25 protein-coding genes are annotated in these 17209 nt (G+C 66.0%); 11 read left to right on the forward strand and 14 right to left on the reverse strand.

Translation table 11 applies throughout. The annotated features are described in order from the left end of the window. Window positions 1–13: 13 nt before the first annotated feature. The 4 genes from ACZ1I5_RS12900 to ACZ1I5_RS12915 form a co-directional block, all read right to left on the reverse strand. On the reverse strand, window positions 14–157 hold the full coding sequence (locus ACZ1I5_RS12900) for a hypothetical protein (protein ID WP_465169650.1): 144 nt from the start codon (window positions 155–157) through the stop codon (window positions 14–16). Between the two features lie 328 nt (window positions 158–485). Further along, the gene (locus ACZ1I5_RS12905) at window positions 486–710 is read right to left on the reverse strand and encodes a hypothetical protein (RefSeq protein ID WP_465169651.1); all 225 of its coding nucleotides are present in this window, start codon (window positions 708–710) and stop codon (window positions 486–488) included. Between the two features lie 133 nt (window positions 711–843). Next, window positions 844–1233 (reverse strand): thermonuclease family protein, encoded by a 390-nt coding sequence (locus tag ACZ1I5_RS12910; protein ID WP_465169652.1) that lies wholly within the window; start codon window positions 1231–1233, stop codon window positions 844–846. A 10-nt stretch (window positions 1234–1243) separates the two neighbouring features. Continuing rightward, entirely contained in the window at window positions 1244–1684 is a 441-nt protein-coding gene (locus ACZ1I5_RS12915; RefSeq protein ID WP_465173962.1) for a DUF1810 domain-containing protein, read from the reverse strand. Between the two features lie 192 nt (window positions 1685–1876). Here ACZ1I5_RS12915 and ACZ1I5_RS12920 point away from each other — a divergent pair, with 192 nt between their 5' ends. From ACZ1I5_RS12920 to ACZ1I5_RS12930, 3 genes are read left to right on the forward strand one after another with little or no spacing between them, the layout of a single operon-like run. Next, window positions 1877–2608: an ImuA family protein gene (locus ACZ1I5_RS12920; RefSeq protein ID WP_465169653.1), complete on the forward strand. Its 732-nt coding sequence runs from the start codon at window positions 1877–1879 to the stop codon at window positions 2606–2608. Next, window positions 2529–4082: a DUF6504 family protein gene (locus tag ACZ1I5_RS12925; RefSeq protein ID WP_465169654.1), complete on the forward strand. Its 1554-nt coding sequence runs from the start codon at window positions 2529–2531 to the stop codon at window positions 4080–4082. Before ACZ1I5_RS12920 ends, ACZ1I5_RS12925 begins: the two co-directional genes overlap by 80 nt. A gap of 31 nt (window positions 4083–4113) precedes the next feature. Continuing rightward, on the forward strand, window positions 4114–7440 hold the full coding sequence (locus ACZ1I5_RS12930) for an error-prone DNA polymerase (protein ID WP_465169655.1): 3327 nt from the start codon (window positions 4114–4116) through the stop codon (window positions 7438–7440). A gap of 219 nt (window positions 7441–7659) precedes the next feature. Here the strand turns inward: ACZ1I5_RS12930 and ACZ1I5_RS12935 are convergent, their stop codons facing one another. Continuing rightward, window positions 7660–7782, reverse strand: a complete 123-nt coding sequence (locus tag ACZ1I5_RS12935; protein ID WP_465169656.1) for a hypothetical protein — start codon at window positions 7780–7782, stop codon at window positions 7660–7662. Between the two features lie 85 nt (window positions 7783–7867). Here ACZ1I5_RS12935 and ACZ1I5_RS12940 point away from each other — a divergent pair, with 85 nt between their 5' ends. Then, complete coding sequence (locus ACZ1I5_RS12940) at window positions 7868–8641, forward strand: alpha/beta fold hydrolase (RefSeq protein WP_465169657.1); 774 nt, start codon at window positions 7868–7870, stop codon at window positions 8639–8641. Between the two features lie 162 nt (window positions 8642–8803). Here ACZ1I5_RS12940 and ACZ1I5_RS12945 read toward each other — a convergent pair whose 3' ends face one another. The 4 genes from ACZ1I5_RS12945 to ACZ1I5_RS12960 are packed head-to-tail and all read right to left on the reverse strand — an operon-like array spanning window position 8804 to window position 9867. Further along, entirely contained in the window at window positions 8804–9133 is a 330-nt protein-coding gene (locus ACZ1I5_RS12945; RefSeq protein ID WP_465169658.1) for a hypothetical protein, read from the reverse strand. After that, window positions 9133–9396 carry a DksA/TraR family C4-type zinc finger protein gene (locus tag ACZ1I5_RS12950; protein WP_465169659.1) on the reverse strand — a complete coding sequence of 88 codons (264 nt, stop codon included), beginning with the start codon at window positions 9394–9396 and terminating at the stop codon, window positions 9133–9135. Before ACZ1I5_RS12950 ends, ACZ1I5_RS12945 begins: the two co-directional genes overlap by 1 nt. Before the next feature lie 48 nt (window positions 9397–9444). Then, window positions 9445–9621 (reverse strand): DUF3606 domain-containing protein, encoded by a 177-nt coding sequence (locus ACZ1I5_RS12955; RefSeq protein WP_465169660.1) that lies wholly within the window; start codon window positions 9619–9621, stop codon window positions 9445–9447. 48 nt (window positions 9622–9669) lie between these two features. Further along, window positions 9670–9867, reverse strand: coding sequence for a hypothetical protein (locus ACZ1I5_RS12960; RefSeq protein ID WP_465169661.1), 198 nt, complete (start codon window positions 9865–9867; stop codon window positions 9670–9672). Between the two features lie 268 nt (window positions 9868–10135). On the opposite strand from ACZ1I5_RS12960, the gene ACZ1I5_RS12965 reads away from it, so the two are divergent. From ACZ1I5_RS12965 to ACZ1I5_RS12975, 3 genes are all read left to right on the forward strand, one after another. Continuing rightward, complete coding sequence (locus ACZ1I5_RS12965) at window positions 10136–10645, forward strand: NUDIX hydrolase (RefSeq protein ID WP_465169662.1); 510 nt, start codon at window positions 10136–10138, stop codon at window positions 10643–10645. Beyond that, a complete protein-coding gene (locus ACZ1I5_RS12970) occupies window positions 10642–10884 on the forward strand; it encodes a DUF6582 domain-containing protein (RefSeq protein WP_465169663.1) in 243 nt (80 codons plus the stop codon). The genes ACZ1I5_RS12965 and ACZ1I5_RS12970 overlap by 4 nt, the downstream gene beginning before the upstream one ends. A 69-nt stretch (window positions 10885–10953) precedes the next feature. Continuing rightward, window positions 10954–11214, forward strand: a complete 261-nt coding sequence (locus ACZ1I5_RS12975) for a hypothetical protein (RefSeq protein ID WP_465169664.1) — start codon at window positions 10954–10956, stop codon at window positions 11212–11214. A 345-nt stretch (window positions 11215–11559) separates the two neighbouring features. On the opposite strand, the gene ACZ1I5_RS12980 is transcribed toward ACZ1I5_RS12975, so the two are convergent. After that, entirely contained in the window at window positions 11560–11859 is a 300-nt protein-coding gene (locus tag ACZ1I5_RS12980; RefSeq protein WP_465169665.1) for a hypothetical protein, read from the reverse strand. A 3-nt stretch (window positions 11860–11862) separates the two neighbouring features. Next, the gene (locus ACZ1I5_RS12985) at window positions 11863–12222 is read right to left on the reverse strand and encodes a hypothetical protein (protein WP_465169666.1); all 360 of its coding nucleotides are present in this window, start codon (window positions 12220–12222) and stop codon (window positions 11863–11865) included. Between the two features lie 171 nt (window positions 12223–12393). Between ACZ1I5_RS12985 and ACZ1I5_RS12990 the strand changes: the two genes are divergently transcribed. Then, complete coding sequence (locus ACZ1I5_RS12990) at window positions 12394–12534, forward strand: hypothetical protein (RefSeq protein ID WP_465169667.1); 141 nt, start codon at window positions 12394–12396, stop codon at window positions 12532–12534. Between the two features lie 113 nt (window positions 12535–12647). Here the strand turns inward: ACZ1I5_RS12990 and ACZ1I5_RS12995 are convergent, their stop codons facing one another. Beyond that, the gene (locus tag ACZ1I5_RS12995; RefSeq protein ID WP_465169668.1) at window positions 12648–13238 is read right to left on the reverse strand and encodes an SOS response-associated peptidase; all 591 of its coding nucleotides are present in this window, start codon (window positions 13236–13238) and stop codon (window positions 12648–12650) included. 50 nt (window positions 13239–13288) lie between these two features. On the opposite strand from ACZ1I5_RS12995, the gene ACZ1I5_RS13000 reads away from it, so the two are divergent. After that, on the forward strand, window positions 13289–13810 hold the full coding sequence (locus ACZ1I5_RS13000; protein ID WP_465169669.1) for an SOS response-associated peptidase family protein: 522 nt from the start codon (window positions 13289–13291) through the stop codon (window positions 13808–13810). Window positions 13811–13847: 37 nt separating this feature from the next. On the opposite strand, the gene ACZ1I5_RS13005 is transcribed toward ACZ1I5_RS13000, so the two are convergent. Continuing rightward, a complete protein-coding gene (locus tag ACZ1I5_RS13005; protein WP_465169670.1) occupies window positions 13848–14444 on the reverse strand; it encodes an alpha-ketoglutarate-dependent dioxygenase AlkB in 597 nt (198 codons plus the stop codon). 5 nt (window positions 14445–14449) lie between these two features. Beyond that, window positions 14450–14905 carry a hypothetical protein gene (locus ACZ1I5_RS13010; protein ID WP_465169671.1) on the reverse strand — a complete coding sequence of 152 codons (456 nt, stop codon included), beginning with the start codon at window positions 14903–14905 and terminating at the stop codon, window positions 14450–14452. 119 nt (window positions 14906–15024) lie between these two features. Here ACZ1I5_RS13010 and ACZ1I5_RS13015 point away from each other — a divergent pair, with 119 nt between their 5' ends. Next, complete coding sequence (locus ACZ1I5_RS13015; RefSeq protein ID WP_465169672.1) at window positions 15025–15318, forward strand: plasmid stabilization protein; 294 nt, start codon at window positions 15025–15027, stop codon at window positions 15316–15318. After that, complete coding sequence (ligD, locus tag ACZ1I5_RS13020) at window positions 15315–17186, forward strand: DNA ligase D (RefSeq protein ID WP_465169673.1); 1872 nt, start codon at window positions 15315–15317, stop codon at window positions 17184–17186. Before ACZ1I5_RS13015 ends, ligD begins: the two co-directional genes overlap by 4 nt. The last annotated feature ends 23 nt before the right edge of the window (window positions 17187–17209 follow it).

Raw genomic sequence — 17209 nt, forward strand, 5'->3', positions numbered from 1 at the left:
CTAGTAAAACCGTTCAGCGGCTCCCGGCAAGCAGCGCATCGCGAACACCAAAGGCGATCAGCCCCAGCGACACCACACCGAACGTGACGACACGCGGATCAAGCATGTCGTAGATGAGCCTGCCAAAGCCTATGGTGACTGCGAGATAGGCGACCATCCCAACTGTCGCGATACAGGCCAGCGCCCGGTCATTGTGCGGTAGATTCGCAGAATATTGATCGCCGCAAGCAGCAGAATGAGCGGTGTCGCAGCCAGCGACCAGAACAGCGTGTCGGGCTTGTCGTGATAGAAGGTCCATACGCCGATCGTATGCCCCGCCGCGCCGAGAATGAAGATGGAAGACAACAGACGGTCGATCCAGCGTATGCCTTGACCTTTTCCCGGGACCGCCGATGGTGCGAACGCCCACGAACGGCGCTTTCGACCTGACGGCTAACCACAATCTCCGCACCAGCGCGCAACTGTAAAGGCGCGCGACGACACATTCAGCCAAAGGTCTCGCCATAAAGTCGCAGCAAATTGCCGCCGAGGGCCTTGTCGCCCTGACCCGCCGACCAGCCCGCGCGCGACAGGCGGTCAGCGAGGCGCCTGAAGCGGAGATGATCATGCCAGTCGGGGATGATGTTGAAAATGTCCGCCCCCTCGCCCGGCGCAGCGACGCCCTTGGTGGCGCGATCCTCGTAGAATTTCTTCTGCAGCGCGCGCGGCATCGTCGATGATCGTTTTGCCCAGGCATCCATCAGTGCCGGGCCTCCACGCAGCCGGCGACGTGATGCTGCCGTCACTCATACGTGGTGCAGGCCCCTAGCCTGACGATGCGGGAGACGGTCCCGGAAGATTAGCTCAACGCGCTGCGGGGCAGATGTGCGCGAGCGCGCCGCCATTGTCCCAATAGGGCTTGTAGATCGCCTGGCCCTGCGAGAGCTGCCAACAGCTCAAATCGGTCGCGCCCGCCCGCACCAGCGCAAGCGTTCGGCCGTAGCGATCGGTATCGATGCGCTGGATCAAAATCGGCCCCTGCACGACCGCAGCGCGCAGCGAGCGCGTCGAAGCATAGGGATCGCCGGGCGCGCAACGCCTGCCCTGCTGGCAATGACCCGGCAGTTCCGGGGCGTCGATGCCGAGAAGACGGACGCGCTCGGCACCGCAGCGAAGCGTGTCGCCATCAACTGCGGTGCAGCGGACATCGGCCGCGCCTGGCGCGGCCAGCAATAGCAACAGAGCAGTCAGCACCGCGCGGCACTCATGGGGGCGTCCCCCGATCCTCGCCGAGCCGCGCGAGGGTTGCTTCGTCCTTCGCACTGTCGAACCAGCGATCCAGTGCCGCGGCAAATAACGGGCCGGCGCCGGCTTCGATGAACAGCGTCAGCGAGGATCGTAGCTTCACGGCGTCGATATCGCCGAAAACCCCGTCCGCAGTCAGCCCGATGAGATCCTGCAGGGCTGCCACGCACTCGCGCAGCCGTGCGCCGAGGATGGGGTGGCCGAGATAGGCGCGAGCCTCGTCGAGCGACCGGATCGCATATCGCCGCGCCATGTCGCTCCGGCCGAGCCCTGCGATCTGTGGGAAAATATACCACATCCAGTGACTGCGCTTGGCGCCCCGCCGGATTTCGGCAAGCGCGGTCTCGTAGCTTCCGGCCTGGGCGGCCACGAATCGGTCGAGGTCGAACGGATCGGTCATCGAACGCTCGTTGATAGCGGATTCACGCCGCCGATCCGATGGCCCGTAAAAAATATTCGCCGCCGAAATTGCCACTTTTGCACCGCTTTGGTCCTGATCGGCCCGCCATCGTTTCGGGCCCGGCGATTGACTTGAACCAGGACGATAGAACAAACAAGGAACGAATCAACCGCCTGTGAGTCTGCTGATGCCATGCACCAATCAATCGTCCTCGAGGATCTGCGAGCGCGTGTCGCGCAGATCGAGGGCGCGGGCGCGCGGCACGGCACTATCCCGTTCGGCGTCGAGGCGATGGATTCGCGGCTGCCGGGCGGCGGCATCGCGACCGGCGCGCTTCACGAAATAGCGGGCAGTCCCGACCTCGCCGACGATGCCAGCGCGACGATCTTCCTCGCCGGCATTCTCGCCCGGGTCGAAGGACCGGTCTTCTGGTGCCTGCGCTGGCGCGACCTGTTCGCCCCTGCCCTGCATCTTGCCGGGCTTCACCCCGACCGGGTGATCCATGTCGAGGCCGGCAGCGACGCGAACGTCCTGCTCGCAATGGAGGAATGCCTGCGCAATCCGGGCCTTGCCGGCGTCGTTGGCGAGATCACCAGATATTCGACGACGGCCTCGAAGCGCCTCCAGCTTGCCGCCGAAGGATCGGGCGTCCCGGCGTTCGTCTTCCGCCGTGCCTCGCGGGCCGACCATGCCACAGAGGGCACGGCCGCGGTGACGCGCTGGCGGATCACCGCGGCGCCGAGCGAGGATCTCGGCATTCCCAGCCTCGGCCGGCCGCGCTGGCGCGCCGAGCTCGAACGCGCACGGGGCGGCAATCCCCATCATTGGATCGTGGAGGGGTGCGATGCGACGGGTCGTATCGCTCTTCCTGCCGCACTGGTCGACCGACCGGCTGCGGCGGAAGACCGGCAAATCGCCGCCTGACGGCGGTGCAACGGCATGCACGCCGCTGGTGACGGCGATCCCCGATCATGGCCGCCGCGTCGTCGCGGGGGTCGACGTGCAGGCGCGGCTGCTCGGCATCCGCCAAGGCATGACGGTGACCCAGGCGCGGTCGTTCGCGCCGGGCCTTGAGGTGGTCGATGCCGCGCCCGAGGCCGATGCCGACGGGCTGCGCCGCTTGGCACTGTGGGCAGGTGCGCGATACTCGCCGGTCGTTGCCCCCGACCTGCCCGACGGCCTGTGGATCGACATCACCGGCTGCGCATCGCTGTTCAGCACCGAGCGCGCCTTGCTGAAGGACCTGCACCGCCGCGTCGCGGCGTTCGGCCTGTCGGTGCAGATCGCCGTCGCCGATACCGCCGGCTGCGCGCATGCGGTTGCGCGCTATGTCCCTGCGGGCCGGCCGGTGACGATCGAGCCCGGCCACAGCCGCAAGGCGATCGCGCTGCTGCCGATCTCGGCGCTCCGCATTGCCTCCGCCGATGTCGAGGGCCTGCGCAAGCTCGGCTTCGAGCGGGTCGAGCAACTGATCGGCGCACCCCGGGGCCCGCTCGCCAAAAGGTTCGGCCGCGAGCTGCATCGCCGTCTCGACCAGGCGCTGGGATTTCTGCCTGAGCCGATCGAGCCGATCTTTCCCGAAGCGCTGCCTAGGGTGCGCCGCGGATTCATGGAGCCGATCGCGACCGCCGAAGCCTTTACCCGCGTCCTTTCCGATCTCGCCGGTGACATCGCCGCCCAGCTGGCAAGGCTCGGCAAGGGTGCCCGCCGGCTGGATTGCTATTTCCACCGCGTCGATGGTCATACCCAGGCGATCCGCGTCGGCACCGCCGCGCCATCGCGCGATCCGCGCCACCTCGCGAAGCTGCTGTCGGCAAAGGTCGAGACGATAGAGCCCGGACTCGGCATCGAGGCGATGACGCTGGTCGCCCCGCTGATCGAAGCGATGTCTCCCGCGCAGGGCGAGAGCCTCGAGCGACTGGGTCGCAAGGGACCGGACCTTCCCGCGCTGGTGGACGCCCTCGCCAATCGCTTCGGCCATCGCAACCTGCACCGCACGGGTCCGCGCGCCAGCGCGATGCCGGAGCGAACCATATCGAACGTGCCCGCGCTCGATCCCTTGGCCGGTACAAGCTGGCACGACGATCTCCCCCGCCCCTCGCGGATGCTGGCGCGGCCGGAGCCGATCGACGTGATCGCGCTGCTGCCCGACGAGGCACCGCGCCTCTTCATATGGCGCGGCAAAAGATACCGCGTGACCCAGGGCGACGGGCCCGAACGGCTGCATGGCGAGTGGTGGCGCGAGGGTGGTGCCGAGGGCGAGCTGCCGCTTGCGGTGCGCGATTACTATCAGGTCGAGACCGAGACCGGCGGGCGCTACTGGCTGTTCCGCCTGGGCGATGGCGAGCACGGCGCCACCGGCCCGATGCGCTGGTTCATCCACGGCGCCTTTGCATGATGCCCGCTGCAAACAGACGGAGGCACGGGGCGTGACCCGGCAAGCGTACGCCGAACCCGGTTATGTCGAGCTTCAGGTCACGACCCATTTCAGCTTCCTGCGCGGCGCCTCGTCGCCGGAAGAATTGTTCGCCGCAGCCGCCCTGCTGGGCATCCCCGCGATCGGCGTGGTCGACCGCAACTCTGTGGCCGGCATCGTTCGGGCCTGGGACGCGGAGAAGACCACCGGCGTCCGCGCGATCGTCGGGTGCCGGCTCGACCTGATCGATGGCACGGCGCTGCTCGTCTATCCGACCGACCGGGCCGCCTATGGACGCATGTGCCGCCTGCTCAGCGTCGGCAAGGCCCGCGCCGGCAAGGGCGCCTGCCATCTCGACTGGAGCGATGTCGAGGCCTGGAACGAGGGACTGATCGCGGTCTTGGTGCCCGATCGCGCCGACACCATGGCGCAAGCCGCGCTCGCCCGGACCGCGCGCATTTTCGGTGACCGCGCCTATATGGCGCTGTCGATCCGGCGGCGGCCTCGCGACGCGATCCGGTTGCGCGACCTGTCGGCCATGGCGCTGGCTGCGAACGTGCCGACGATCGCTACCAACGATGTGCTCTACCATGCGCCCGACCGCCGCCTGCTCCAGGATGTCGTCACCTGCATTCGCGAGAAATGCACGATCGACGACCTGGGCGAACGGCGTGAGCGCTTCGCCGACCGGCACCTGAAGACCGCCCAGGAAATGGAGCGGCTGTTCCTGCGCTACCTGAACGACAGTATGCCGGTCGCGCGCACGCTCGAGCTGGCGGCGCGCTGCACGTTCAGCCTCGACGAGCTCCAATATCAATATCCCGACGAGATCGGAGAGGCCGGCCGGACGCCCCAGCAGGAACTGGAGCGGCTGACCTGGGAGAAGGCGCCCGAGCGCTATCCGGAAGGCCTGGACGGCAAGGTCCGCGACCAGCTGGAGCATGAACTCAAGCTCATCGCCGATCTCGACTATGCGCCCTATTTCCTGACCGTCCATTCGATCGTCGCCGAGGCCCGCAGGCGCGATATCCTGTGCCAGGGGCGCGGCTCGGCGGCGAACAGCGCGGTCTGCTACGTGCTCGGCATCACCTCGATCGATCCCGTGCGCACCGAGCTCCTCTTCGAGCGGTTCGTCTCCGCGGAGCGCCGCGAACCGCCCGACATCGACGTCGATTTCGAGCATGAGCGGCGCGAGGAAGTGATCCAGTGGATCTACGAGACCTATGGCCGAACCCGGAGCGCGCTGACTGCCGTCGTCACCCGCTACCGCGCGCGCGGCGCGGTACGCGAGGTCGGCAAGGCTTTGGGCCTGAGCGAGGACATGACTGCGGGCCTTGCGGGTGCGGTCTGGAGCTTCAGCCGCGACGGCGTCGAGGCGAAGCATGCCGAGGAGCTCAACATGGATCTGGGCGACAAGCGCCTGGCGCTGACCCTCGAGCTGGCCCGCACCTTGATCAATACCCCTCGCCACCTCTCCCAGCATCCCGGCGGGTTCGTGCTGACTCGCGACCGGCTCGACGAGCTGGTGCCGATCGAACTCGCGGCGATGGACGACCGCCAGGTCATCGAATGGGACAAGGACGATATCGACGCGCTCGGCTTCATGAAGGTCGACGTCCTCGCGCTCGGCATGCTGAGCTGCATGCGCCGCGCCTTCGAGTTCATGGAAGCCGACAAGGGAGTGAAGGTCGATCTCGCGACCATCCCGGCCGAGGATCCGGCCACCTATGCGATGATCCGCAAGGCCGATACGCTCGGCGTCTTCCAGATCGAGAGCCGCGCGCAGATGGCGAGCCTGCCGCTGATGGCACCGCGCACCTTCTACGACCTCGTCATCCAGGTCGCCATCGTCCGCCCCGGTCCGATCCAGGGCGACATGGTCCATCCCTATCGCCGGCGACGCAGCGGCCAGGAGCAGGTCACCTATCCCACCCCCGAGCTCCGCCGCGTGCTCGAGAAGACATTGGGCGTACCGTTGTTCCAGGAACAGGCGATGCGCGTCGCAATCGAATGCGCAGGGTTCTCGCCCAGCGAGGCCGATCTGCTGCGCCGTGCGATGGCGACGTTCAAGCTGACCGGCGGCGTCAGCCATTTCCGCGACAAGCTGATCGATGGCATGGTCGCGCGCGGATACGAACGCGAGTTCGCCGAGAAGACCTTCAAGCAGATCGAGGGGTTCGGCAGCTATGGATTTCCCGAGAGCCACGCTGCCAGCTTTGCGCTGATCGCCTATGCCTCGTCCTGGGTGAAGTGCCATCACCCCGACACTTTCTGTGCCGCGCTGCTCAACGCCCAGCCGATGGGATTCTATGCGCCCGCGCAGATCGTCCGCGATGCGCGCAATCACGGCGTCGAGGTTCGCCCGATCGACGTCAATCACAGCCGCTGGGACTGCACCCTTGAGCCGACCGGCGGCCGCTACATGGCCGTCCGGCTCGGCCTGCGGATGGTGCGCAGCCTCTCGAACGAGGACGGCGCCGCGATCGCAATGGCGCGCGGTGACCAGCCCTACAGCTCGGTCGAGGAAATCCAGCGCCGGGCCCATGTCGGCCGGGGCGCGCTCGACCGGATCGGCGATGCCGATGGGTTCGGATCCCTCGATCTCAGCCGCCGCGCCGGCCTGTGGGGCGTGAAAGGGCTCGGTGACGAGGCATTGCCGCTGTTTGCCGCAGCCGACGAACGCGCCGGCAAGCTGCTGGCCGAGGCAGTCGAGCCCGAGGTGGCGCTCGCGCCGATGGGAGAAGGCGCCGAAGTCGTCGAGGATTATCGCGCGGCCGGCCTGTCGCTCCGCGCGCACCCCCTCGCCTTCCTGCGCGACGAACTCAAGGCACGGCGCATGATCAGCTGCGCGGAACTGCAGAAGGTCAGGGATGGCCGCTATGTCGAGCTAGCAGGTATCGTGCTCGTCCGGCAGAAGCCCGGCTCGGCCAAGGGCGTCATGTTCATCACGCTGGAGGACGAGACCGAGGTCGCCAACCTGGTCGTCTGGACCAACGTGTTCGAGAAGAACCGCCGAACCGTGCTCGGCGCGTCGATGATGGGCGTGCGCGGGCAGATCCAGCGCGAGGGCGACGTGATCCATGTCATTGCGCAGCGGCTCGACGATCTCTCAGCCCTGCTCGCGAGCGTCGGCACTCGCCAGGACGTGGCTGACGTCTACCGCGTCAGCCGCGCCGACGTGGTCAAGCACGGCATGGGCCCCGATCCGCGCGACCCCGCCCAGCGGCACTTGGGCAAGGCGGCGTGCGAGATCTACATCCCCGATCTGCGCCTCGGCTCGGGGATCATTCCGGGCGAGCCGGTCGAGGGCATCAAGGTCAGGACGCGGGACTTCCGCTGAGAGCGGCTTTGCGCCCCAATTTCAGTCGTTCAGGCCTTACGCCCGCGCACCTCCAAGCCGCCGTTCATTCGGCCGGTCACGAATGTCCGCAATCGGGTGGAGGAGACCGCTCGCGTGAGCGAGTGGTGGAGGCGCGCGCCGCCGACGCGCCCGAACGAAAAGAGCCGCCCCTCGCGGGACGGCCCCTGCATCAGCGGTACGAAACCTTATCGTGGAATGTCAGGCATCCGCGCCGACATAGCGCGACCATTCCTCCTGATACCGCTGCGTGATCATCGCCTGATCCGCCGCCGGCGCCTTTTCCGACAGCTCGATGAACCACGTCCCCTCTTCCTGGTACATGTGGTGCGCGATATGCAGAGACGCCTATCGGCCCCGAAAGCTGAGCACGATCGTTCAGGATCTCAACCAATGAGAGTGCTCCTGAATGAACGAAGTCCAACGCGGCGCCGGCCGCAAGCTTCTACTTGTGCACGGTCTGGGCGGAAGCTGGCAATCGTGGAGCGCCGTCATGGGAGCCCTCAGCGTCGAACGGGCGGTGATAGCGATCGACCTTCCTGGACATGGCGCCACCCCGGCGGAACATGATAGCGGCACCTTTGATGGTCTTGTCGGCAGCGTCGAGCGCTATATTGCCGACAAGGGACTGGACGGGATCGACGTCGTCGGCAGCTCGATGGGCGCGCGGATCGTTCTTGAACTTGCCCGGCGTGGCCGCGTCGGCAACGTCGTGGCACTCGATCCCGGCGGCTTTTGGCGCGGTTGGGAGCGCACGTTCTTCAAGACTACCATAGGACTTTCAGGGCGGCTGCTTCGGGCAATCCGGCCCCTCTTGCCGACGTTGAGCAAGAACGCCGCATCACGCACTGCGTTGCTGGCACAGCTGTCCGCGCGCCCTTGGGCGCTTGATCCGAACGTGGTTGCGACGGAGCTGGAAAGCCTGAGCACGACGCCGACCTTCGACGCATTGGTCCGTGACCTTGCGAGCGGACCTGAGCAAACTGGTCCAGCAGCCGATCCCTCTCGTCGGATCGTCATCGGTTGGGGTCGCCATGACCGGCTGTGTCTGCCGAGACAGGCGGCGCGGGCAATGGTCGCCTTCCCCTCCGCCGATCTGCACTGGTTCGAGGCCAGTGGACATTTCCCTATGTGGGACCAGCCAGACGACACGGTTGCCGTGATCCTCGCTACAACCCGGTGACGAGCTTCCCGCGTCGGAACAAACGGTAGCAGCGATACCGGTCGAGCGCCGGAAGGGGCAGGCGGTGCCGTCGCCGTTAATCAGCGGTTGTGGCCACAGAGGCAAATCAGCGAGGCGTAAAAGCACGCGCCATTCTGAATTGTCGAGCGTGACGTGCAACCCTTAGAGGTTCGGGCCGAGAGCCGCGAACCACCTCGCATAGCAGGTGGTGCGTGCCATGTGGCGGTTGAAGTCAGGGGCTCCATCGCCCCACCACACCGGACCGCGCTCGCCAAGCGCTCGCTTTGCCGTGTCGACGGCCCGGCGCGCCGCCGCCTTCGCGACTTCGTCGCCCGTCCGCTTCGCCATGCCGACGGCGCGGCGCGCGACCATGAGATCATGGACCAGCCGTTCGCGTTCCTCCGGGTCAAGGACGGGGTCGGACGTCCTCCACAGTCGCCCGCGCACCACGAAATAGCGGCCATCGGGCGTCACCGGATATTGCACCGGCATCAGCGCAACTGGCTATCCTTGCTGCCGCGCCGGTTGATGCCCGAAAAGCTCGGCTGCTTGTCGCGGGCGGCCTGGCACGCGACGCAGGTGCGCACGCCAGGCAGGGCAGCGCGGCGTTTGTCCGGTATCGGGTCGCCGCATGCCTCGCAGTCATCAAGGCCCTCGCCGCTCGGCAGGCGAGACCGCGCGCTCGACAGTGCATCCTTGATGCTGTCCTCGATCTGATCCTGGACCGCGCCGTCCGGCGCCCAGCCATTGGCCATCTTATGTCTCGCCGAAGCGGCCCCGTGCGAGGGAGCCGAATGTCTGGTTCACGACTTCAGATACTCGCGTACCTTGTCGGCGGAGTTTCCTACTGCCTGGACCGCCTCGCGTAGCCGTTCCTCGCTGACCCCGAAGTTCTTCGCCCAGTCGCGGACCTCATAGTCCTCCGAAAGGCTGATCCGGTCGCGGTCGGGAGATCCGACCTCGGTCTTGCTGTCTGCCATCCACTCTCTCCTATGGTGCACCGCTCTGGGGCGACGCAGGTTCAACGCTCAGGCGTCGGGCTGGTCCTTGGGATAATCCTCGGGCTTAACCGTGCTGACGTTCGGACGGTCCTCGACATCCTCTTGCTCGAGACCGCCGGCCGGCCCCTGGTCGCGGTCCAGCGTGTCCTTCGGCAATTGCGCGTCGCCGACCTTCTGGTGCTCGGTCGAAATGTTCCGGTCGGTGGCGTTGATCGTGTCGGACATGGGAAAACTCCTTTCCCCTTGCAACGACCTGGCATCGGCGGCGTTCCGCGGGCCGAACCGGCCGGAGAGTTGCACAACGAATAAGTCGCCAGGCTTTTCCGCAGGCTCCTCGGGCATTCGGAGCAAACGGCGTTGGTGACGAGCTGCCGGAACGAGTCATGCCCGGCATGAGTCTAGGGCGCGTGGCAACGCGCGCTTCTTTCAAATCTGTGCGGCTGGGATGGCGGGCAATCAGTCCCGCGGGCCCTCTCCAAGTGCGGCCTGGTTAATGGCGGCACGAAGCGCGGGCATCCTGCTGTATCGAACATCGCTCGGCTCCCTGGAGGTGCTGCTGGTCCATCCCGGCGGGCCGCTCTGGCGCAACAAGGATCTCGGCGCCTGGCAGATGCCGAAAGGCATGGTCGAAGCGGGTGAGGATGAGGATACCGCGGCCCGCCGGGAGGTAGCCGAGGAGCTTGGGATCGTGGTCAACGGTCCCCTCATGCCGCTCGGAGAAATCCGTCAGGCCGCAGGCAAGATCGTCGTCGGGTTTGCGGCTGCGCAGGACTTTGATCCCGCCTTGCTGGTGAGCAACATGGTCGAGATCGCTTGGCCTCCGCGCAGCGGCCGAAAGATCATGGTACCGGAGGTCGATCAGGCGCGTTGGTTCGGCCTGGACGACGCGCGAGCCCATATGTTGGCGAGCCAGGCGCCGCTGCTCGATCGCCTGGCGGCCAAGCTGGCAGGCGCGATCGCCGATATCGGATCACATTTCGCGACCCCAAGGAGACGACGATGACCGAGCTCAGCACTGACGACCGCAATGATCTCGACAAGGGCGACTTCGCCTTCCCCAAGCAGCGCAAGGAGCCGCTTGAGAATGCCAGCCATGTCCGCAACGCGATCTCGCGCTTCAACCAAGTGAAGGACGTCACCGACGACGAGCGGGATGCAGCCTGGAAGCGGATCGAGGCGGCAGCGAAGAAGTTCGATGTCGAGGTGTCGGAGAAAAGTTGGCGCGAGATCGGCAAGGACTGAAACCCGAACCGGTAACGCCGCTGCTGCCGAAGGCAGGATTGCAGCGGACGAGCATTTGAGGAATTGAACATGGATACGGCTAACACGTCACCGATCGAGCGCGTCGCGCGCGTCCTCGCCGGGCACGAACTGAGCAGGAATGGCGAAGGCGACATGGTTTCGGCCAGCGACGCGGTCGACGGGCTTTGGCCCGATCATGCCGGCGCGGCGCTGGCGGTGCTCAGGACGCTGCGCGAGCCCAGTGCGCGCATGGCCGCGGTCGGCGACGTCGCCGTCTGGGAACGCATGATCCTCGCCGCGATCGACGACGAGACGATGTCTGAATCGTAAACCGGGTGGCCGCATGAGCGCGTGGGCAAGGTGCCGACAAACCCGGCATACCTCACCACGGCGCGGCCGCCTGATCGGCTGGAAGGTGCATTTCCCGTGCCGCGCGGGCGGGTTGCGCTCGGGATGTCCTGGCGCGCAGCGTTAGCGAACGGCGCCAACCTTGGATGGCATGCCGGGATGATCGCGATGGCGCGCTGGGTGGCCCGCCTGCACCGTTTCTCCCCCGCCCGCAGGCAGGCAGCAGGCACACTGCCGAGATGCTGGCAGACGCGTTTGGGCAGCGAGCGCGCGGCGCTCCTTACGGTTCACCGCAATCGTCCCGGTGCATTGGCCTGGCGCCTCCGTTTACTCTGGCGTGGCGCCGTCCGCATCGCCGACCGCGGGCAGCCGCTCGGCGAGTGCGGCGATCGCCTCCCCTGCAAGCGAGACATGGCTCACCCCGTCGATTACTAGCGCGCGTTCAGGGGTCAGGACCGCACCGGCCCGGTGCGCCGGATCGAGCGCCTGCCACGCGGCGATCGCGCCGGCGAGACTGGTCACTTCCGCGAGGTCACTGTCGCCGCGCGGAACATTCTCCAATGCCGCACTCATTCGCCAGTCGATGTCGGGTGACATCGTGCGATCGCCCCAGCTTGCTTCCTGCATGGCCTATTTGCCGCGCAGCGTGTTGAGGATCGCAAGCGCGGCGACCCCGACAAGGGCGGCGCTGGCCCAGGGGCGCGCCTTGGCGAAGCTCTTTGCCTTTTCGGTCAGCGGCGCATCGCCAGAGAAATGTTCGCGCAGCGCGTCGCTCAGTCCGGTCTTGCCATGGCTGGCAGGAGCAGTGGTGTCAGCATCGGCGATAGTGTCGGCGATGGCGTCGGTCATCAGGATCTCCGTCAGGCCACGGGATGCGGCTCGCGTCCAACGCGCGACCAGCATGCTCGGCACCAGCGATATTTCGCGTGCCGTTCTGATCTGCGCGACCGGGCTGACGAAGCGGGAGGTCGTCACGAATGAATTGCGCATTCTAAGCCGTTGGCACCGAACGATGAAGTGCCTGCCGGCGCCCAGCGGGTTCCGCGGCTGCGGTCGCGCGGAACTTTGCGACCGGCCCAGAACATACTGGGAACCAAATCAACTAATGGGCCGTTCTTGGCATTGCTTCACAAGATGATGTGATGGCTTGGAGTCACAATAATGGCGAAGAACGAGCAAACCAGCCCGAAGGCGGGCAAGGCAGCCTCGAAAGTCTTGCAGGACGGACGTACCGGCAAGGATTCGAAGACCGCCGCTGGTTCAGCGCTTACGCAACGTCCCAACAAGGGCAAACCCAAGTAAGGGACAGAAAGGGTCGGCGGCGAGGCGCCGGGAGCGGGGAATGCGGTCGGAATTTGACGTCAGCCAGAATGCGTAGCGCCCAGGGCTGACCGCCTCGTTGAACGGCGTCGCCCTCAGCCTACCTGCACGACTTCGAGACTGCCCGCGGGCAACGCGCGCAGAACATCGCCCGCAGGAATCGAGGGATCCAGCCAGTCACTCCAACGGCTTCGATCGAGCAGCGCGATCTGCCGGTCATGATAAGGCGCGATGTCCGGGCCCGGCGGCATGGTCAGCATCGTGAACGCTTCGCCCACCTTGGGATCGGCGCGCCAGATTCCCGCGATGCAGAAGATCGGCTCGCCGCGCTTCGTGAACAGCCATTTGTCCTTGCGCTTCTTCTTCGGATCCTCGGGCGTCGTGAACTCGTAGAAGCCGTCGGCAACGATCAGGCATCGCCCGCTCGTGAACTCCCGACCATCCGAGCGGAAATTATAGACCGGCTTGCCGCCCGGCCCCGGCCAGCTCCATCGCCGCTGAACGAGATCGCCGACTCCCCTCCCCGCCTCAGCAGTGCGTACGATGACACCAGGATCGGTGATCTTGATGTCGGCGCGCGGCTCGACATTGGGCACACCGTCGGAGAATTCGATCTTGATCTTCAGATCCTCGAAATCCTCGACGATCGACGCGATGTCCACTTCCAGGCGATAGTCGTTGCACACACTGCCTCTCCCACCTTGCGACTTGGCGTCGTTCCCATTATGTTCCAGCCATGGCCTTGACGCCCACGCCTTTCGATTCGGACGCACCGCTCGGCGCGCGCCGCGCCATCATCCGGCGAAACCCCGATGATCCGCAAGAGATTGAGATGATCGAGGCGACCTGGGGTTCCGACCCGCGGTTCAGCGCCGGGGTCGCTTACCGGTTCGTCCGTTCGGAGGGAAAGACCTTCCCCACCCATCGCTGCCTCATCGCCGCATCCGAGTTCCAGCTCGCGGTCGGCGACAAGCGCTACCGCGTGACGCTCGACGGCGGCAATTTCTTCTACCTGGCCGCCGTCTGGGAACCGGCGATGGGCGACTGGCCGCTCTCCTACCGGATCGTCACCGTCGCCGCGAACCCGGAGGTCGCCCATTATCAGGAACGGCACGGCGCGATCATCCACCGCCGCGAGGTCATGAAGTGGCTCGATGGGACGGTGCCCGAGATCGACCTGCTGGTCACGCCGCCGGCACGCACCTTCATCGTCGAGGAGATCGGCGCGAAGCGGCCGGTACAGACGGCGCTGCTCTGACGTCGAACCGGCTTTCAACCGTTCGCGCGCGGTCGGTTCACCCTGTCGCTCCGACACGCTCCGCGAGACGCCGGCCACGTTCCGAGAAGGTGCGCAGCGTGATCGCGTAGCGAGTCCGGTCGACCGGCGCGATACTGTGTTCCCAGTCGTGACGCACCTCGCCCGCGAGCCGGTACAGCGCCCGCGGTTCGAGCGGGGCCGATGCCCGTTTCCATCCGTCACCGGCCCGGCGCCGGAAGCGCATCGCGGAAGGATTCCCGAGCGATATCCCGATCACGTCCTGGTAGATCGGCCGGTCCTTGTGCCAGCCGATGCCCGCTCCGGCATCGTAGCGGATGAGCAGCGCCTGCACGATCGACCCGGACGGGAGACCTGCAAGCGCCGCCGCGCGATCCCGTACCGGCTCGAGCCAGGAGGGCGTGGGCGCCGACCGGCTGAGCGCCTCGGTCTGGAAGTCATATTTCCAGCCATAGCTGTGGGTCAGGCGCTTGCCGGTCCATTCGTGGAAACGGAATTGCGTCAGTCCCTCGCCCTCGATCCGCGCGATCAGGTCGCGTTCTTCCGCTTCGCTCAGGAAATCCCCGGTCGACGAAAAGCCGGGAATGATGGGCGTGTCGAACAGGTCGAGCAGCATCGCGGTCAGAAAGGCATGTCCTCTAGCGCTGCGACCAGCTCGCCAAAGGCCACCGGCTCGAAGCCGATCCCCTGCGGCGTCTCGACCAGCGGCGCGCGGGCACCGGCCTCAAAGAAGGCGTCCTTGTCGGTAAGGCCGCACGGGTCGTAGCGATGGCCCCAGCGATCCAGCGCCATCGCACGCGCGTGCAGCGCCGGCCCGGCATAGAATTCCGGCTTGAACCCGTATTCCTCGGCGAACGCGCTCAGCAGCTTGGCATGGCGGACCATGTCGGTCTCGCTGCGGACGGGGATGTGCTGGATCGTCTCGATCGCAGCGCGCAGCTGCGGTCCGGTCAGCGCCACGGAGTTGATTGCTGCGATCGCGCCACCGGGCGGATTGACCTGTTCCTCGATCCGGGCGCGCTCTTCCTCGCTGGCATCGGTCGCCAGCCAGTCCTTGATGCTTTCGATGACGGACACGCCGCGCCTCCATGTTTATGAGTCGCAGGAGATATATAGAACAGAAAGAGAACATGCAAACACCTGCATCCCTACCCGCCCTGCTGCGTTGAGGCAGGAACCAGTTCCGGAGATGGACGATGCCGCGTGGAGACAAGGGCGCCTACACCGACAAGCAGAAGCGCAAGGCACAGCATATCGAGGAAGGATATGAGGACCGGGGCGTCCCGAAGGACGAAGCGGAAGCACGCGCGTGGGCGACCGTGAACAAGGAGTCCGGCGGCGGCAACAAGGCGGGCTCGGGTCGCGGCAAGCCCGACACCCATGTGTCGTCCTCGCGCGGCGGCAAGGCCCATAAGTCCGGATCGCCGGAACAGCGCTCGGCCGCAGCCCGCAAGGGTTGGGACACGCGCCGCAAGAACCAGGCGAAGTGACCGCGTCGAAGGCCACACCGAAACGGCCGCGCCGCGCCAGCCAAGGCGAGTCAAAGCCCCCGCCGTTCCGGCCGGTCCAGCTTGCCACGCTCGTCGACAGCGTCCCTACCGGCGACCGCTGGCTCCACGAGATGAAATATGACGGCTATCGACTGGAAGTAGCGGTCGGCGGGGGCCAGGCGCGTGCCTATACCCGATCCGGTCTCGACTGGTCGGAGAAGTTTTCCGAGATTGCCGGGCAGGCCGCGAAGCTTGATGTCCGCTCGGCGCTGCTCGACGGCGAGGCCGTGGTGATGGACGCCAATGGACGGTCGAGCTTCCAGGCCCTGCAGGGCGCACTGAAAGGCGCGCCCGCCACGATCGACTTTTTCGCGTTCGACCTGCTCGAGCTCGACGGTGAGGACCTGACCCGGTTGCCTCTCCTAGAGCGTAAGGCAAAGCTGCGCGAAATCCTGCCCGAGGGCGATCCACGCATCCGCTACTCCGAACATATCGTCGGCAACGGCGAGAAGCTCCTCCACAGCTTCTGCGACGCCAATCTCGAGGGCGTCATCTCCAAGCGTGCCGACGCCCGCTATATCGGATCGCGATCGGGCGGCTGGCTCAAGACCAAATGCATCAAGCGCCAGGAATTCGTCGTCGTCGGCTGGACGCCCTCCGACAAGTCGCGCTCATTCCGTTCCTTGATCCTGGGCATCCACGAGGACGGCGTGCTGCGCTACGCCGGCAAGGTCGGTACGGGGTTCAACAATGACGAGCTGTTCCGCCTGATGGAGATCATGGCGCCGCTCGAGCAGAAGGATCCGACCGTCAAGGCACCGCGCGCCGAGGTGCGCGGTGCGCATTGGCTGAAGCCCGTGCTGGTTGCCGAGATCGCCTATACCGAGATGACCAACGAGGGGACGCTGCGGCACCCCAGCTATCTTGGCTTGCGCGAGGACAAGAAGGCGGAGGCCGTCGTCCTGGAGACCGAGGCGCCCGTCGCGGAGATAGCCGCTCCGGCCGTCAGCAAGGTAAAGGTCAGCAACCCGGACCGCGTGATCTTTCCGGAATCGGGCATCACCAAGGGCCAGCTCGCCGACTATTACGCTGCCGTCGCGCCGATCATGCTGCCCTGGGTTGCCAGCCGGCCGATCAGTCTGGTGCGCTGCCCGCAGGGTCGGGCCAAGAAATGCTTTTTCCAGAAGCACGATGCCGGCAGCTTCGGCGATACGGTCAAGCATGTCGGCATCCTGGAAAAGGACGGCCACGAGGAACCCTATCTGTTCATCGACACCGCCGACGGCCTGCTGACCTGTGTGCAAATGGGCACGATCGAATTCCACGGATGGGGTGCGCGGATCGAGGACGTCGAGAAGGCCGATCGCCTCGTGTTCGACCTGGACCCGGACGAGGGTCTGGACTTCGAAGCGGTCCGCAAGGCCGCGTTCCATTTCCGCGATATCCTGAAGTCCATCGGACTCGAGACTTTCCCGATGGTCACCGGCGGCAAGGGCATTCATGTCATTGCCCCGCTCGTACCCAAGGCCGAATGGCCCGAGGTCAAGGACTTCGCCCACCGGCTTGCCCAGGCCGTGGCCCAGAGCGACCCCGAGAATTTCACCGCAGCCTTGCCCAAGGCGCAGCGCAAGGGACGTATCTTCGTCGATTATCTGCGCAACCAGCGCGGCGCGACAGCCGTCATGCCCTACGCGGTTCGCGCCCGTCCGGAAGCGCCCGTTGCCGCTCCCATCACCTGGAAGGAGATGGAGACGATCGACAGGCCCTCACACTTCCATATCGGCGACGCGGCTGAACTGGTGAAGCGTGCCGGGTCGAAGGCATTATCCGGCTGGGGCCGGGCCGACCAGATTCTTCCCGACCTCTGACAACGCCGACCGCCACAGGACGA

Source organism: Sphingomonas sp. BL-S-30 (assembly GCF_055521475.1).

What these genes read in the sequence shown, in the direction of transcription:
- ACZ1I5_RS12900 (WP_465169650.1), bottom strand. Translation starts at nt 157, where the DNA reads ATGGTCGCCTATCTCGCAGTCACCATAGGCTTTGGCAGGCTCATCTAC.
- ACZ1I5_RS12905 (WP_465169651.1), bottom strand. Translation starts at nt 710, where the DNA reads ATGCCGCGCGCGCTGCAGAAGAAATTCTACGAGGATCGCGCCACCAAG.
- ACZ1I5_RS12915 (WP_465173962.1), bottom strand. Translation starts at nt 1,684, where the DNA reads ATGACCGATCCGTTCGACCTCGACCGATTCGTGGCCGCCCAGGCCGGA.
- ACZ1I5_RS12920 (WP_465169653.1), top strand. Translation starts at nt 1,877, where the DNA reads ATGCACCAATCAATCGTCCTCGAGGATCTGCGAGCGCGTGTCGCGCAG.
- ACZ1I5_RS12925 (WP_465169654.1), top strand. Translation starts at nt 2,529, where the DNA reads ATGCGACGGGTCGTATCGCTCTTCCTGCCGCACTGGTCGACCGACCGG.
- ACZ1I5_RS12935 (WP_465169656.1), bottom strand. Translation starts at nt 7,782, where the DNA reads ATGTACCAGGAAGAGGGGACGTGGTTCATCGAGCTGTCGGAAAAGGCG.
- ACZ1I5_RS12940 (WP_465169657.1), top strand. Translation starts at nt 7,868, where the DNA reads ATGAACGAAGTCCAACGCGGCGCCGGCCGCAAGCTTCTACTTGTGCAC.
- ACZ1I5_RS12945 (WP_465169658.1), bottom strand. Translation starts at nt 9,133, where the DNA reads ATGCCGGTGCAATATCCGGTGACGCCCGATGGCCGCTATTTCGTGGTG.
- ACZ1I5_RS12950 (WP_465169659.1), bottom strand. Translation starts at nt 9,396, where the DNA reads ATGGCCAATGGCTGGGCGCCGGACGGCGCGGTCCAGGATCAGATCGAG.
- ACZ1I5_RS12955 (WP_465169660.1), bottom strand. Translation starts at nt 9,621, where the DNA reads ATGGCAGACAGCAAGACCGAGGTCGGATCTCCCGACCGCGACCGGATC.
- ACZ1I5_RS12960 (WP_465169661.1), bottom strand. Translation starts at nt 9,867, where the DNA reads ATGTCCGACACGATCAACGCCACCGACCGGAACATTTCGACCGAGCAC.
- ACZ1I5_RS12965 (WP_465169662.1), top strand. Translation starts at nt 10,136, where the DNA reads ATGGCGGCACGAAGCGCGGGCATCCTGCTGTATCGAACATCGCTCGGC.
- ACZ1I5_RS12970 (WP_465169663.1), top strand. Translation starts at nt 10,642, where the DNA reads ATGACCGAGCTCAGCACTGACGACCGCAATGATCTCGACAAGGGCGAC.
- ACZ1I5_RS12975 (WP_465169664.1), top strand. Translation starts at nt 10,954, where the DNA reads ATGGATACGGCTAACACGTCACCGATCGAGCGCGTCGCGCGCGTCCTC.
- ACZ1I5_RS12980 (WP_465169665.1), bottom strand. Translation starts at nt 11,859, where the DNA reads ATGCAGGAAGCAAGCTGGGGCGATCGCACGATGTCACCCGACATCGAC.
- ACZ1I5_RS12985 (WP_465169666.1), bottom strand. Translation starts at nt 12,222, where the DNA reads ATGCGCAATTCATTCGTGACGACCTCCCGCTTCGTCAGCCCGGTCGCG.
- ACZ1I5_RS12990 (WP_465169667.1), top strand. Translation starts at nt 12,394, where the DNA reads ATGGCGAAGAACGAGCAAACCAGCCCGAAGGCGGGCAAGGCAGCCTCG.
- ACZ1I5_RS13000 (WP_465169669.1), top strand. Translation starts at nt 13,289, where the DNA reads ATGGCCTTGACGCCCACGCCTTTCGATTCGGACGCACCGCTCGGCGCG.
- ACZ1I5_RS13005 (WP_465169670.1), bottom strand. Translation starts at nt 14,444, where the DNA reads ATGCTGCTCGACCTGTTCGACACGCCCATCATTCCCGGCTTTTCGTCG.
- ACZ1I5_RS13015 (WP_465169672.1), top strand. Translation starts at nt 15,025, where the DNA reads ATGCCGCGTGGAGACAAGGGCGCCTACACCGACAAGCAGAAGCGCAAG.